Origin of the sequence: Intrasporangium sp. DVR, from assembly GCF_040365325.1 — a bacterium.
In the GTDB taxonomy this organism is placed as follows: Bacteria; Actinomycetota; Actinomycetes; order Actinomycetales; family Dermatophilaceae; genus Intrasporangium.
Genome location: NZ_BAABZW010000001.1, coordinates 133423 through 148126 on the forward strand (window position 1 = coordinate 133423; position 14704 = coordinate 148126).

The 14704-nt window shown below is 71.4% G+C and carries 10 protein-coding genes and 1 pseudogene; 7 read left to right on the forward strand and 4 right to left on the reverse strand.

All coding sequences use genetic code 11. From position 1 onward, the window contains the following. Entirely contained in the window at positions 1 to 528 is a 528-nt protein-coding gene (locus ABWV20_RS00695) for a YbaK/EbsC family protein (protein WP_353352823.1), read from the reverse strand. Between the two features lie 366 nt (positions 529 to 894). Here ABWV20_RS00695 and pulA point away from each other — a divergent pair, with 366 nt between their 5' ends. From pulA to ABWV20_RS00715, 4 genes are all read left to right on the forward strand, one after another. Further along, a complete protein-coding gene (gene pulA / locus ABWV20_RS00700) occupies positions 895 to 6702 on the forward strand; it encodes a pullulanase-type alpha-1,6-glucosidase (RefSeq protein WP_353352824.1) in 5808 nt (1935 codons plus the stop codon). Positions 6703 to 6831: 129 nt separating this feature from the next. Then, the gene (locus ABWV20_RS00705; RefSeq protein ID WP_353353185.1) at positions 6832 to 7773 is read left to right on the forward strand and encodes an aldo/keto reductase; all 942 of its coding nucleotides are present in this window, start codon (positions 6832 to 6834) and stop codon (positions 7771 to 7773) included. A gap of 43 nt (positions 7774 to 7816) precedes the next feature. Further along, positions 7817 to 8365 carry a hypothetical protein gene (locus tag ABWV20_RS00710; protein WP_353352825.1) on the forward strand — a complete coding sequence of 183 codons (549 nt, stop codon included), beginning with the start codon at positions 7817 to 7819 and terminating at the stop codon, positions 8363 to 8365. After that, entirely contained in the window at positions 8362 to 9243 is an 882-nt protein-coding gene (locus ABWV20_RS00715; RefSeq protein WP_353352826.1) for a hypothetical protein, read from the forward strand. The genes ABWV20_RS00710 and ABWV20_RS00715 overlap by 4 nt, the downstream gene beginning before the upstream one ends. Before the next feature lie 193 nt (positions 9244 to 9436). Here ABWV20_RS00715 and ABWV20_RS00720 read toward each other — a convergent pair whose 3' ends face one another. Together ABWV20_RS00720 and ABWV20_RS00725 are read right to left on the reverse strand one after the other, a co-directional pair. Then, a complete protein-coding gene (locus ABWV20_RS00720) occupies positions 9437 to 10747 on the reverse strand; it encodes an MFS transporter (RefSeq protein WP_353352827.1) in 1311 nt (436 codons plus the stop codon). Then, on the reverse strand, positions 10744 to 11346 hold the full coding sequence (locus tag ABWV20_RS00725; protein WP_353352828.1) for a winged helix-turn-helix domain-containing protein: 603 nt from the start codon (positions 11344 to 11346) through the stop codon (positions 10744 to 10746). Before ABWV20_RS00725 ends, ABWV20_RS00720 begins: the two co-directional genes overlap by 4 nt. A gap of 252 nt (positions 11347 to 11598) precedes the next feature. Between ABWV20_RS00725 and rplM the strand changes: the two genes are divergently transcribed. The 3 genes from rplM (at position 11599) to glmM (ending at position 14097) form a co-directional block, all read left to right on the forward strand. Continuing rightward, on the forward strand, positions 11599 to 12042 hold the full coding sequence (gene rplM / locus ABWV20_RS00730) for a 50S ribosomal protein L13 (protein ID WP_353352829.1): 444 nt from the start codon (positions 11599 to 11601) through the stop codon (positions 12040 to 12042). A gap of 48 nt (positions 12043 to 12090) precedes the next feature. Next, positions 12091 to 12594 (forward strand): 30S ribosomal protein S9, encoded by a 504-nt coding sequence (gene rpsI / locus ABWV20_RS00735; protein ID WP_353352830.1) that lies wholly within the window; start codon positions 12091 to 12093, stop codon positions 12592 to 12594. Positions 12595 to 12750: 156 nt separating this feature from the next. Continuing rightward, on the forward strand, positions 12751 to 14097 hold the full coding sequence (gene glmM / locus ABWV20_RS00740; protein ID WP_353352831.1) for a phosphoglucosamine mutase: 1347 nt from the start codon (positions 12751 to 12753) through the stop codon (positions 14095 to 14097). A gap of 170 nt (positions 14098 to 14267) precedes the next feature. Here the strand turns inward: glmM and arr are convergent. Beyond that, a pseudogene (gene arr, locus ABWV20_RS19335) lies at positions 14268 to 14657 on the reverse strand (NAD(+)--rifampin ADP-ribosyltransferase); the annotation flags it as partial. Positions 14658 to 14704 lie beyond the last annotated feature (47 nt).

Here is a 14704-nt window from a genome sequence, read left to right on the forward strand (position 1 = left end):
TCAGAGGGTCAGGGCCAGCACCTCCGCGCCGGGCAGCTCGGTCAGCGCGGCGCCGTCGACGAGCAGCTTGGCACCGCGAAGGCCAGCGCCGATGACCACCGGGCCGGCAGCGACGACTGCCGTGTCCACGAGGATCGGCCAGCCGGCGGGCAGGCCGACCGGCGTGATGCCGCCCTGCTGCATGCCGGTCAGCTCCTCGGCCACGCTCTGGTCGGCGAACGAGATCTTGCGGACCCCGAGATGCTTGCGAACCACGCGGTTGACGTCGGCCCGGTCGGTGGCCAGGACCATCACCGCCGCTCTCGTCGTCACGTCCCCACGGCGCCCTTCGACGACGACGCAGTTGGCTGAGGCGGCGGGGTCGACGTCGTAGGCCGCGCAGAAGGCGGCGGTGTCGGCGAGGCCGGGGTCGATCGCCGCGACGCGAGCCGTGCGTATGCCGGGGAGGGCCGCGGCGACGGGCGGTGCCAGCAGCTCGGGATGGTCAAGGGCGGGCATCCACGTCAGGTTTCCCTCGGGGCTGGGCATGGCGTCACCGTAACCCGGGTCCTGCTCGGACCCACCGCGGATCGGGCCACGGTCCGATCGGTGGTGGTGGCGTCCCGCTCGGACCCACCGCGGATCGGGCCGCGGTCCGATAGGTGGTGGTGGGGTCCCGCTCGGACCCACCGCGGATCGAGCCGCGGTCCGATAGGTGGTGGTGCGGCCCTCCTGCCGAAAGCGAGTCGCAAGAATGTGGCCATCGCTGCAAAAAGTTGCAGAAACCTCTGGCGCGTCCCCCGGCCCCGACGCTACGTTGCCCCTGCCGGACGTGTGACGTGACCACCACACCCGCTCTCGCGACGGCTCGCTTCGCTGGACCTTCCCCGTTCTGCTGCCCACGAAGGAGTGCGCATGCGCCCACGTCCGTTCCTCACCGCCGCGACGGTCACCGCCATCGCGACGGCCGGTCTCGTCGCCCCAGTGACCGGTGCGGTCACGGCCTGGGCCGAGGTCCGCACGGTGACCCTCGTCGGCTCCCTCCAGAGCGAGCTCGGGTGCCCCGGCGACTGGGACCCCGGCTGCAGCGCGACGGAGCTGGCGCTGGAAGCGAGCCCAGCGGCATACGGCAAGGTCTTCGACGTGCCCAAGGGCAGCTACGAGCTCAAGGTGGCGATCAACCGCTCGTGGGACGAGAACTACGGAGCGGACGGTGCCAAGGGCGGCGCCAACCTGCCCCTCGTCCTCGAGGGGCCGGCGCGGATCCGCTTCACCTACGACGACGTCACCCACCAGATCGGGATCGCGCCCGTCGAGCTGTCCGGGCCGGCCACCGAGGCCGACGCGGCGCTGGCCACCCCGTCGCTGCGCAACGCGCCCACGCGCGAGCGGTTCTACTTCGTCATGGCCGACCGGTTCGCCAACGGCGACCCCGCCAACGACGACGGCGGGATCGACGGGGACCGGCTCGCCAGCGGCCTCGACCCGACCGACAAGGGCTTCTACCACGGTGGTGACCTCGCCGGGATCTCCGAGCGGCTCGACTACATCAAGGGCCTCGGCACGACCGCCATCTGGCTCACCCCGTCGTTCACGAACCGGCCCGTGCAGGGCAGCGGCGACGACATCAGCGCCGGCTACCACGGCTACTGGATCACCGACTTCACGCAGATCGACCCCCACCTCGGCACGAACGCCGAGATGAAGGAGCTCATCGCCGCCGCCCACGCCAAGGGGATGAAGGTCTACTTCGACATCATCACCAACCACACGGCCGACGTCATCGACTACGAGGGCGACTCCGACACCTACCGGTCGAAGGAGGCCTACCCCTACACGGACGCCGAGGGCCACGAGTTCGACGACGCCGCGGTCGCGGGCTCGTCCGACTTCCCGACGCTCGACGCGGCGACCTCCTTCCCCTACGTCCCGACCTTCCGGACGCCGCAGGACGCCACGCTCAAGGTCCCGGCGTGGCTCAACGACCCGGTTCGCTACCACAACCGCGGCAACTCGACCTTCGCCGGCGAGTCGAGCCTCTACGGCGACTTCTTCGGCCTCGACGACCTCTTCACCGAGGACCCCGTCGTCGTCAAGGGGATGGAGGAGATCTACCAGGCGTGGGTCGACTTCGGCATCGACGGCTTCCGCATCGACACGGTCAAGCACGTCAACCTGCCGTTCTGGCGCAGCTTCGGGCCGGCGCTCATGGAGCACGCCAAGGCAGCAGGCAAGGACGACTTCTTCATGTTCGGCGAGGTCTTCGACGGCAGCCCCGCCGTCATGAGCCGCTACACGACCGAGGGCCGCCTGCCCGCCACGCTCGACTTCGGCTTCCAGGGCGCTGCCGTCGGCTTCGCCTCCGGCAAGCCGACGACCGGCCTGCGTGACCTCTTCGCCGGCGACGACCACTACACCGACCTCGACTCCAACGCCTACTCGCTGCCGACCTTCCTCGGCAACCACGACATGGGCCGGGTCGGCACGATGCTCAGGCGCGACGGCGGGTTCAGCGGCGACGAGCTGCTGGCCCGGACCGAGCTCGCCAACTCCCTGATGTTCCTCACCCGCGGCCAGCCCGTCGTCTACTACGGCGACGAGCAGGGCTTCACCGGCGCGGGCGGCGACAAGGACGCCCGTCAGGACATGTTCGCGACCCAGGTCGCGGACTACCAGGACGACGTCATCATCGACGGCGGGGCCGACGAGCCGATGGGCTCATTGGACCGCTACGGCACCTCGGGGCCGCTCTACACGCACATCAGCGACCTCGCCGCCCTGCGCACCGCCCACCCGGCGCTCGCCGACGGGGCGCAGCTGCACCGCTACGCCTCGGACGCCGCCGGTGTCTACGCGGTCAGCCGGATCGACAAGGAGGCGCGTCGCGAGTACGTCGTCGTCGCCAACAACGCGACCACCGAGAAGACGGCGACCTTCGCCACCTCCTCGCCGAAGACGAGCTTCCTCCCGCTGCTCGGCGCCTCCCGTGGCCTCACCTCGGACCGCGCCGGCCGCGTCACGGTGACGGTTCCGCCGCTGTCGGTGCAGGTATTCCGGGCCAAGACCGCGTTCCACGCTCCCGAGTCGGCGATCACGGTGTACCCGGCCGCGCCGGCCGCCGGGGGCGTCGTCGGTGGGCGCGCCGAGATCGGGGCCGCGATGCCGGGCAGCGCCTTCGCAGAGGTCACCTTCCTCCAGCGTCCCGTGGGCACGACCGAGTGGACCCCGCTCGGCACCGACGACAACGCGCCGTACCGCGTCTTCCACGACGTGACCGGCCTGGCCAAGGGCACCCTGCTGGAGTACCGGATGGTGGCTCGCGACATCGAGGGCAACCTCGCGGCCACGTCCACATACGGAATCGTCGGCGACCCCAAGGCGGGCGGCGGCGACGGCGGCAGCGGTGGGGGCAGCGGACCGGTCGTCCAGCCCGACCACGTGTCGGTGCCGGGCAACCTCAACTCCGAGATGGGCTGCGCCGGGGACTGGGACCCCGCTTGCGACCAGGCCCAGCTGACCCGCAACCCCAACGACGACATCTGGCGGCTGACGGCGGCGCTGCCCGCCGGCGACTACGAGTACAAGGCGGCCGTCAACAAGAGCTGGGACGAGAACTACGGCATGGGCGCCGCCCGCAACGGGGCCAACATCCCGCTCCGGGTGACCGGCGAGCCGGTGACCTTCTACTACGACCACCGGACCCACTGGGTCACCAGCGACGCCGACGGTGACATCATCACCGCGCCCGGCAGCTTCCAGAGCGAGCTCGGCTGCCCGGGCGACTGGTCGCCGGACTGCATGCGCTCGTGGCTGCAGGACCCGGACGGTGACGGCACCTACACCTGGTCCTCGAGCGGGATCCCAGCGGGCAGCTACGAGTTCAAGGTGACCCACGACCTGTCGTGGGACGTCAACTACGGCGCTGGCGGGGCTCAGAACGGACCCAACGTCGCCTTCTCCGTCCCGTCGGACGGGACGCTCGTGACGATCAGCTACGTCCTCGGCACCCACCAGATCTCGGTCCGGACCTCCCGGGCCGGGGCGGCGCCCGACCTGACCAAGGCCAAGGCCTTCATCCTCGACGACGACCTCGTCGCCTGGCCGGCGACCTCCCTTCCGGCCGGAACCGACCCGGCCACCCTCACGTGGCGCCTCCACTGGTCGGCCACCGGAGGTCTCGCCGTCGATGCCGAGGCAGTGACCGGCGGGTCGGTGGCGACCCTGACCCGCGACCCCAAGGGCCTGCCGCACGACGTCCTCGCCGCACATCCGGAGCTCGAGGGCGCCGTCGCCCTGCGCACCGACAAGCGCACGGCCGCCCGCATGCCCGAGATCCTCACGGGCCAGGTGGCGGTCGGGATGTACGACTCGACCGGGGTGCTGCTCGACGCGACCGGTGCGCAGATCGCCATCGGGCTCGACCGGCTGTATGCCACTGACGCCCGGAAGCGCTCGTACGGCGTCACCTTCCCCAAGGGTGGGGTGTCGTTCAGCCTCTGGGCGCCGACCGCTCAGGATGTCAACCTCCTGACGTGGCCGGCGGGCTCCGACGCGCTCACCCTCGACCGGGCGACGCGCACGGAGATGACGCGTGCGGCGGACGGCTCGTGGTCGACGAGGCTCGGCACCAACGCCAAGGAGGCGCGCTACCTCTACGAGGTCACGGTCTTCGCCCCCTCGACCGGCAAGGTCGAGACCAACCGGGTCACCGACCCGAACTCCGTTGCCCTGACTCTCAACTCGACCCACTCCGTGGCCGTCGATCTCAGGGACCCGGCCTACATGCCGCAGACCTGGCGCAGCGCCCGGTCACCCCGGCTCGCCCAGACCGTCGACACGACGATCTACGAGCTGCACGTGCGTGACTTCTCGGCGACCGACGAGACGGTCCCCGCGGAGCTGCGGGGCAGCTACCTCGCCTTCGCCGAGGACGGTGACGGCCGCAAGCACCTCCGGGCGCTCGCAGCCGCAGGACTCAACACCGTCCACCTGCTGCCGACGTTCGACATCGCCTCGATCGAGGAGGACCCGGCCAAGCAGCAGGAGCCGGACTGCGACCTCGAGGCCTTCGCCCCGGACAGCGAGGAGCAGCAGAAGTGCACGTCGGCGGTGGCCTCCACCGACGCGTTCAACTGGGGCTACGACCCGTACCACTGGACGGCGCCGGAGGGGTCCTACGCGTCGACCGCCGACGCCGCTGACGGAGGCGCTCGAGTCTCCGAGTTCCGCGCGATGGTCGGGGCGCTCCACCAGGATGGTCTGCGGGTCGTCCTCGACGAGGTCTACAACCACACGGCCGAGTCCGGGCAGGGCGCCAGGTCGGTCCTCGACCGGGTCGTGCCCGGCTACTACCACCGCCTCAACGCCACCGGCGCCGTCGAGACCTCGACGTGCTGCCAGAACGTCGCGACCGAGCACGCGATGGCGGAGAAGATGATGGTCGACTCGGTCGTGACGTGGGCCAGGCACTACAAGGTCGACGGCTTCCGTTTCGACCTCATGGGGCACCACAGCAAGGCCAACCTGCTCGCCGTCCGGGCTGCCCTCGACGCGCTGACACCCGCCAGGGACGGCGTCGACGGCACGCAGGTCCAGCTCTACGGCGAGGGCTGGAACTTCGGTGAGGTCGCCGGCAACCGGCTCTTCGAGCAGGCCACCCAGGGCCAGCTCGGGGGCACCCACATCGGGACGTTCTCCGACCGGCTCCGCGACGCCGTCCGCGGCGGGGGGCCGTTCGACGACGACCCGCGCAAGCAGGGCTTCGGCTCGGGGCTCTCGACCGACCCGAACGGCGCCCCCGTCAACGGAGACGCAGCGACCGCGGCCGCCCGGCTGGGTCACGAGACCGACCTCGTCCAGCTCGGCCTGGCCGGCAACCTGCGCACGTTCACCTTCCGCAGCGAGTCCAGCGGCGACGTCGTCACCGGCACGCAGGTCGACTACAACGGGTCGCCGGCCGGCTACGCCGACGAGCCGGACGAGGTGATCACCTACGTCGACGCGCACGACAACGAGACGCTCTTCGACGCCCTGACCTACAAGCTGCCGGTCCCCACGACGATGGCCGAGCGGGTCCGGATGAACACCTTGTCGCTGGCGACGACCGCGCTCGCCCAGACGCCGTCGTTCTGGCACGCCGGGGCCGACCTGCTGCGCAGCAAGAGCCTCAACCGCGACTCCTACGACAGCGGCGACTGGTTCAACGAGCTCGACTGGACCGGGGCGGACAACGGCTTCGGCCACGGTCTGCCGCCCGAGGGTGTCAACTCGGCCAAGTGGCCGTTCATGCGACCGCTGCTCGCGGACACCGCGCTCAAGCCCGCCCAGTCGGACGTGCGCCACGCCACCGAGATGGCGCAGGACCTGCTCGAGCTCCGGTTCAGCACGCCGCTGTTCCGCCTCGGGTCGGCCGAGGCGATCAGGGCCAAGGTCAGCTTCCCCGTGTCGGGCACGGCGCAGGCCCACCCCGGCGTCATCGTCATGCGTGTCGATGACACGGTGGGGGAGGACGTCGACCCGGCCCTCCGCGGCCTCGTCGTCGTCTTCAACGCCACCCCCGACGCCGTGGTCCAGCAGGTGCCCGGCCTCACGGGTCCGGTGGCGCTGAGCCCGGTCCAGCGGGAGGGTGCTGACAGCGTGGCGAGGTCAGCGGCATACGACGCCTCCTCGTCGACGCTGACGGTGCCCGCGCGGACGGTGGCGGTGTTCGTCCAACCCAGCTGAGACCCGGCCGTATGCCGCTGAGCTCGCTCTCGTGGCCCCGCTCCCTCGGGCGCGGGGCCACGAGCGTCCCGCGGGGCGGGCACAGCGGGGCGGCGCCCAACTACGGTGGAGTTCGTGATCACCCCAGAGATGACGTACCAGCAGCTCGGCGACAGCGGTCTCACCGTGTCCACGGTCGGCCTCGGCTGCAACAACTTCGGCCGCCGGATCGAGGAGGAGGCCACCACTGCCGTGGTGCGGGCGGCGATCGACGCGGGCATCACCCTCTTCGACACCGCAGACATCTACGGGCAGGGTGCCAGCGAGGAGCTGCTCGGGCGTGCGCTCGGCCCGGAGCGCGAGAACGTCGTCGTCGCAACGAAGTTCGGGATGGACATGCAGGGCGCCAACGGTCCCGACTGGGGCGTCCGCGGGTCGCGTCGCTACGTCCGGCGTGCTGTCGAGGCGAGCCTGCGCCGACTCGGCACCGACTGGATCGACCTCTACCAGCTGCACCGGCCGGACGGCGTCACCCCCATCGGCGAGACCCTGGCGGCGCTGACCGAGCTCGTCCAGGAGGGCAAGGTCCGCTACCTCGGCTCGAGCAACCTCGCCGGGTGGCAGGTCGTCGATGCAGACTGGGTGGCCCGTTCCGAGGGGTTCGAGCGGTTCGTGTCGGCGCAGAACGAGTACTCGCTGCTCGAGCGCACCGTCGAGGAGGAGCTCGTCCCCGCCTGTGAGCACGTCGGCGTCGGCGTCCTGCCGTACTTCCCGCTCGCCTCAGGCCTGCTGACGGGCAAGTACCGCCGCGGCGAGGAGGCGCCGGCGGGCACTCGCCTCCAGTCGCGTCCGGGGGTTCTCGAGCGGGCCGACTGGGACGTGGTCGAGGCCATCGAGAGCTACGCCGCCGAGCGAGGCCTGCGCCCCATCGACGTCGCCATCGGCGGGCTCGCGGCCCAGCCGGCTGTCGCGTCGGTCATCGCCGGAGCGACGAGCCCCGAACAGGTCCTCGACAACGTCCGGGCCGGCTCGTGGCAGCCGACCGTCGCTGACCTCGACGAGCTCGACCTGATCACGGCCGCCGCCGGCTGACCGACCTCGGGGTGAGCGGCGCCGTTGATATACCCTACGGGGTATGCAACCCAGTGCCTCCGAGGAATCGTCCCGATCAGGCTCCTCGAGCGTCCAGGCCCAGGAGGGACGCGAGCCGACCCACTGGGAGCGCCCCAGACCCCACCTCGGCATCACGGTCGCGGCCGCGGCCCTGACCTTCCTCGTCATCGGGGTGCCGACCGACATCGTCCCCAACCCCGTCTTCGGGCGAGAGGTGCCGGTCCGGCCGTGGGAGCCGTGGGTGCTGCTCGCCACGAGCGTCTTCACCGGGCTGTGGTTCGGGCTCCAGCGCGCGCGTCGGGTCGTCGCCGACGACGGGACGGTCACGGGCGAGGACTCCAACGCGCCGGCCTACAGCGCCGCCGGCCTGGCCCTCTTCGCCGTGGCCTGCCCGGTCTGCAACAAGATCGTCCTCATCGCCCTGGGCACGTCCGGTGCGCTCGGCATCTGGGAGCCGCTCCAGCCCTGGCTGGCCGCGATCTCGCTCGTCGCCCTCGTCGGTGCGGTCGGCTACGCCGCACGCCGCCGCCCCTGCGTCGACGGCTCGTGCCGCGTCCGGAGTGCGTCATGACCGACCACCTCACGCAGAGCCCTCAGGGAGGAGCCGGGAACCTTCCGGGCCGGGCTCCGCTCGAGGTTGTCGCTCGCCACGAGGCCGCGGCGCTCTCCGCGCTGGAAGCCGCCACGGGCGGCGCACCGCTCTGCCGGGTCGACGGCACGAGGCAGACCGTGAAGGCGAGCGAGGGCGCTGCGGCCGCCTTGTCCGACGTGCGCCGAGCCCTGCGGCGAGCTCACTCGGTTGTAGCGGAGGGCCCGGCGCTGGACGCCGCGCAGTCCGTCATCCACGAGGTGCGGACCGCCTGGGCGGGGATCAGCGGGCCGCTCGCAGCGAGGCCGGGCTCCGAGGAGTACATCGCCGGAGGCCTCGAGGCGCTCGCCGCACTCGAGCAGGACCTGGTTCGCGTCGAGCCGGACTCGACGGCACCCTCCGCCGTCCCGGGCGTGCTGGCCGGGAGTCCGGTCCTCGCTCACGTCGTCGCCGGGGCGAGCGGACCGGCGACGAGTCAGCGATGGCCACGGCGGCGGCGCGTTGCCGCGGGCTCGATCCTCGTGGGGCTCGTCGTCCTCGTGGCGGCAACGGTGGGCTGGCCACTCGGTGAGGCGCCGCTGTGGGCGAGCCTCACGGCCGCGACCCTGGTGCTGTCCTCGCTTGCGCTCGCGCTGTTCGTTCCCCGTCCCGGCGAAGGGTGGCGGCCCGACTTCGGCTGTGCGCCGTGCGCGGTCGCAGGGCTCGCGCTCGCCGTCGCCGGCCCGTGGCTGGCGATCGAGACCGCGCACCAGGGGGAGCGGGCAGCCTTGGCGCTCGTGCTCGGGGGCGCTGCCCTGGCCCGCCGGCTGACCGAGCCGCCCGTCTGCGGTGCGCCGGCAGGACGTGCCCACCCGACGTGAGCTGGGCTGAGTCCGCCTGATCGGTGGTGGGCTGTCGGGCCCGATACGTGGTGGGCTGTCGGGGGTGGGCTGTCGGGGTGGGTGGCGACACGTATCGGGCCGGGGCCCGATACGTGGTGGGCTGTCGGGGTGGGTGGCGACAAGGATCGGGCCGGGGCCCGATACGTGGTGGGGCGAGTCCCGGGCGCCCGGGTCAGGTGGTCCTGTGGACGGCCGGGCCACTCGAGGTGTCCGTGGGAGTGCGGCCGCTGCGGGCCCGCTCGGCGCGCAGTGCGGGCACGTAGGCGGCCAGTCCGGCCAGGCTGACGCCGGCCGCCACGACCATCGCGACCGAGGTCGAGGCGCGCTCGGCCAGCAGGCCGAGCAGGGGCATCGCGACGGAGAAGGCGGCAAAGGCGGTCATGGAGTTCATCGACAGGATCGTCGCGCGGTTGCGCGCCTCGGCGACCCGGTGCAACAGGGCCGCGTGCATCGGCCCGAGGAAACCATGCATGGAGTACGTGAACGCGTAGGCGGCCACGAGGGCGACCGGCCCGGCCACCAGGCCCATGACCAGCGCCCCGACGCTGTTGAGGAGGCGCCCGACGATCGCGGTGCGCGCCACCCCCAGCCGCTTGCTCGTCAGGCCGGCCAGCGCCGACCCCGCAGCGAAGACGGCCCAACCCCCGGCCGCGATCGGCCCCATCCAGGCCCCCGCAGCCTCCTCCCCACCGAGCAGCTCGGCGAGGCGCACCGGCTGGAACATCTCGAAGACGACCATGGCGACCGACCAGGCCACCTCGGCCAGCATGAGGCCGCGGAGCACGACACTGCTGCGCACCAGGCGGAGGCCGTCGCGCACCACGACCGGCGCCTCACGGGCCGAGGCCAGGGCCCGGCGCACCCCCGAGGCGTCGAGGTGCTCAGCGACGCGCGGCTCCTTGAGCAGGAGCACCACCATGACGAGGTGCAGCACCGACAGCACGACGCTGCAGAGGACGGGCAGCCACAGCGCCGACTGGGACCTGACGGGGTGCCACCAGATGAGGCCGCCAGAGGCGAGGGCGCCGAGCGCGATGGTGACGCCGAGCACGGTGCCCTGGGCGGCGAGCGCGTCATCGACCTCGGCGTCGGGGTCCGTGGCGTGGACCGTGTCGACGAACCAGGCCTCGAGCGGCCCGGAGTCGAGGGCCCGGAAGATCCCCGTCAGCACCGCTGCGACGACGAACCAGACGAACGAGTGTGCGGACAGCAGGGCGACGGAGGCGAGCACGCCGACGACGGCCGAGGCCACGTAGACGGGGCGCCGGCCGAAGGCGTCGGCGAAGCCGGAGGTCGGCAGCTCGAGGAGGAAGACGACGATGCCGGTGAAGGAGGTCGCGACCGCCGCCTCGCCGATCGTCAGGCCGCGCTCGAGGTACCAGAGGACGAAGATGCCGACGACGAGCCCGATCGACAGCCACCGTGTCGTCGTCAGGGTGAGGAAGACCCGGCGCGCGGCCCTGGGACCGAGGACGCTGCTCATGCGCCGGCGTCCTGGACGGGCGGCCGGTCGAGGTCGAGGGGATAGAGGAACGTGTAGGCCGCGATCCGTCGCGCCCGCGGGTTGCCCTGGCCGACGCGGCGGTAGCGGGCGACGACGTCGAGGATCTCGTCGCGCATTTCGCGGAGCTGGTCGCTCGTGACGAGGACCATGGCGTCGCTGCTGCCGCAGGCGTCCTGCCAGTCGCCCGGCCAGGTCATCGACACGCCCAGCCACCGGTCGTACTGCTCGCTGAAGTGGCGGGCGTAGTCGTGCGAGAGCCAGTTGAGCGCCGTCTCGCTGTCCTCGTCACCGGCGAAGTCGCTCGGGTCCCACGCGTGGAACTCCGAGCTCGCCCGCCACACCCGTTGCTTGCCCTGCCCGTCGCCGGTGTCCTCGACGAGGCCCACGGACTCGAGCTTGCGCAGGTGGTAGCTCGTCGCGCCGCTGTTGGTGCTCAGTGCGGCGGCCAGCTGGGTCGCCGTGGACGGCCCACCGATGCGCAGGTGGCTGAGCAGGCGGGACCGCAGGGGGTGGGCAAGGACGCGAAGGCTCTCCGGGGTGAGCCGGATGGTGGTCGCGGAGGAGTCGGATGCAGCCATGCTATGCACAATAGTCATGCACACTTCCTTTGCACAAGTCCTTTGCTCGTATGCCGCTGGGCTGAGTTTGCGCAGGTCAGCGGCGGTATCGTGGGTGGCTGAGCCCGATTTGGGCGGCCCGGCTCCGACCCGTAACATGGGTGAGGTTGTGCAGCAGGCGTCTGCGAACCCAGCCGCCCCGCGAGGGGAGGGGGCGACGCGGACCGAGCCCAGCGGCATACGGCACCATCACGACAGCAAAGGCAGACTCCATTGCGCACGTACACCCCGAAGCCCGGCGAGGTCACTCGCACGTGGCACGTCATCGACGCGACCGACGTCGTGCTCGGCCGTCTCGCGAGCCAGGCTGCGGTCCTGCTCCGGGGCAAGCACAAGCCGCAGTTCGCGCCGCACGTCGACACCGGTGACTTCGTCATCATCATCAACGCCGAGAAGGTCGCCCTCACCGGTGCCAAGCTCGAGCAGAAGAAGGCCTACCGTCACTCCGGCTTCCCGGGCGGCCTCAAGGCCACGAGCTACACCGAGCTGCTCGCCAAGAGCCCGGAGAAGGCGATCGAGAAGGCCGTTCGCGGCATGCTCCCGAAGAACTCGCTGGCGCGTCAGCAGCTCTCCAAGCTCAAGGTGTACCGCGGCGCCGAGCACCCGCACGCGGCCCAGAAGCCCGTTCCGTTCGAGATCACCCAGGTCGCGCAGTAAGCGTCACCTCGAGCACTGAGCACACTGACTGCGTAGAAAGAGAAGCACGTGACTGACATTGTGAACGAGGGCGTCCTCGACACCGACGAGCCGGAGCTGTCCGAGTACACCTCCGAGTCGTCCGCGGCCGACGCCGCCGAGCCCAAGCGCGCCCGTGAGGTCTCGGTCCCCGGTGCCGCCACCGGTCGCCGCAAGCAGGCCATCGCCCGCGTCCGGATCGTCCCGGGCAGCGGCGACTGGAAGATCAACGGCCGCACGCTGGAGGACTACTTCCCCAACAAGGTGCACCAGCAGATCGTCAAGGAGCCGCTGACGCTCCTCGAGCTCGACGGCTCGTACGACGTCCTCGTGCGCGTCCACGGTGGTGGCCCCTCCGGCCAGGCCGGCGCCGTCCGTCTCGGCGTCGCCCGCTCCCTCAACGAGGTCGACACCGAGCTCAACCGCCCGGCCCTGAAGAAGGCCGGCTTCCTCAGCCGGGACGCCCGCGTCCCCGAGCGCAAGAAGGCCGGACTCAAGAAGGCCCGCAAGGCCCCGCAGTACAGCAAGCGCTGACCCTGCACCTCTGATCACCGCGAAAGGCCCCGAGTGCCACTCGGGGCCTTTCGCTGTGACGGGGGAGTAAGTTCTCCTTGGCGCCGCGCGTTCACCAGCGTTCCACCCGCCCTCCACCTGCACTCCACCGGCGCCCGTACGAAAGGCACATCCAACGTGGCTCGACTCTTCGGCACGGACGGCGTCCGTGGGATCGCCAACCAGGACATCACCGCGGAACTCGCCCTCGACCTGTCGGTCGCGGCGGCGCACGTGCTCGGCGAGGTGGGCGAGTTCAACGGGCACCGGCCGGTCGCGGTCGTCGGGCGCGACCCGCGGGCCTCGGGCGAGTTCCTCGCCGCCGCGACGACCGCCGGTCTGGCCTCGGCCGGCGTCGACGTCCTCGACGCCGGCGTGCTCCCGACACCCGCGATCGCCTACCTCGTCGCGGACCTCGGCGCCGACCTGGGGGCGATGCTCTCGGCCTCGCACAACCCGATGCCCGACAACGGCATCAAGTTCTTCGCCCGCGGCGGCCACAAGCTCGCGGACGAGCTCGAGGATGCCATCGAGAAGCGGATGGGCGAGCACTGGCAGCGCCCGACCGGCGCCGACGTCGGCCGGATCACCCCCTTCACCGACGGCGCCGACCGCTACGTCAAGCACCTCCTCTCCGTCCTGCCGCACCGCCTCGAGGGCCTGCACATCGTCCTCGACACCGCGCACGGGGCCGCCTCCGTGGTCGCCCCCCGCGTGTTCGCCGACGCCGGCGCGAAGGTCACGGTCATCGGCAACGAGCCCGACGGCATCAACATCAACGACGGCTTCGGCTCGACCCACCTGGACCGGCTCCAGGCCACGGTCGTCGAGGTCGGCGCCGACCTCGGCTTCGCCTTCGACGGCGACGCCGACCGTTGCCTCGCGGTCGACGCCGCGGGCCGGGAGGTCGACGGCGACCAGATCATGGCGATCCTCGCGCTGTCCATGAAGGAGCAGGGCACTCTGCGCGGCGACACCCTCGTCGCCACCGTCATGTCCAACCTCGGAATGGTCCAGGCCCTCGGCGCGGCGGGGATCAAGGTGCTCCAGACCGCCGTGGGTGATCGCTACGTCCTCGAGGGCATGAAGGACGGCGGCTACTCGCTCGGCGGCGAGCAGTCCGGGCACGTCGTCATGCTCGACCACGGGACGACCGGCGACGGCACGCTGACCGGGCTCATGGTCGCCTCCCGCCTCGCCGAGACGGGCCGCACCCTCGCAGACCTCGCCGGTGTCATGCGGCGCTTCCCGCAGGTGCTCATCAACGTCAAGGGCGTCGACAAGAGCCGCCTCGAGTCCTCCGGGGTCGTCTCCGACGCGGTCCGCCTGGCCGAGGCCGAGCTCGGCGAGACCGGGCGGGTGCTGCTGCGCAAGTCCGGGACCGAGCCGGTGGTGCGCGTCATGGTCGAGTCCGCCGACGGCGACCAGGCCAACCTCGTCGCCAGCCGCCTCGTCGACGTCGTGAAGGCGGAGCTCGCGCTGTAGTCGTCCGGACGCGTTGGCCGCCGACGGCGGCTGACGGGCGCATCGAGGTCACCGAGCTGGCTCGAGGCTTCTCCGCCGACGAGGGGTCCGGATCCTCAGATCCGCAGCTCAACCCCTCAGATCGTCGGCCCGGTCACTCATCCCCCCGAGCGGCACCGAGCGAGGGACCATCAGTCGTCCATCGCTTCGATCCCGAGCTCAGCCAGCTCCGCCATCCGCTCGCGCATGTGCCGGATCATCTCCTGCGGGGGTCGCTCCCAGCCGGTGATCTCCTCGAGGACCCGCAGAGGCTCGGTCGTCCGATAGGACCGGGTCGGGTTGCCGGGGAAGCGCTTGTCGGTGACGTTGGGGTCGTCCTCGATCGGGCCGAGCGGCTCCACCCGGTAGACCCGTCCGGGTCCCTCACCATGAGCGAGCTCAGCGGCCAGGGGCGCACCTTCGCGGGTCGCGGTCAGGTAGATGTGCCTGGCCTCACGCCGCGAACCGTAGTTCGAGCGCCACCCCGGTGTGAGCAGGTCACCCGGTCGCACGTCCGCCTTCGTCCCGTGGAAGAAGGGCCCGGGGTCGTCGACGACGCGTGGCGTCGGAGCAGGATCACGAAGGAGGC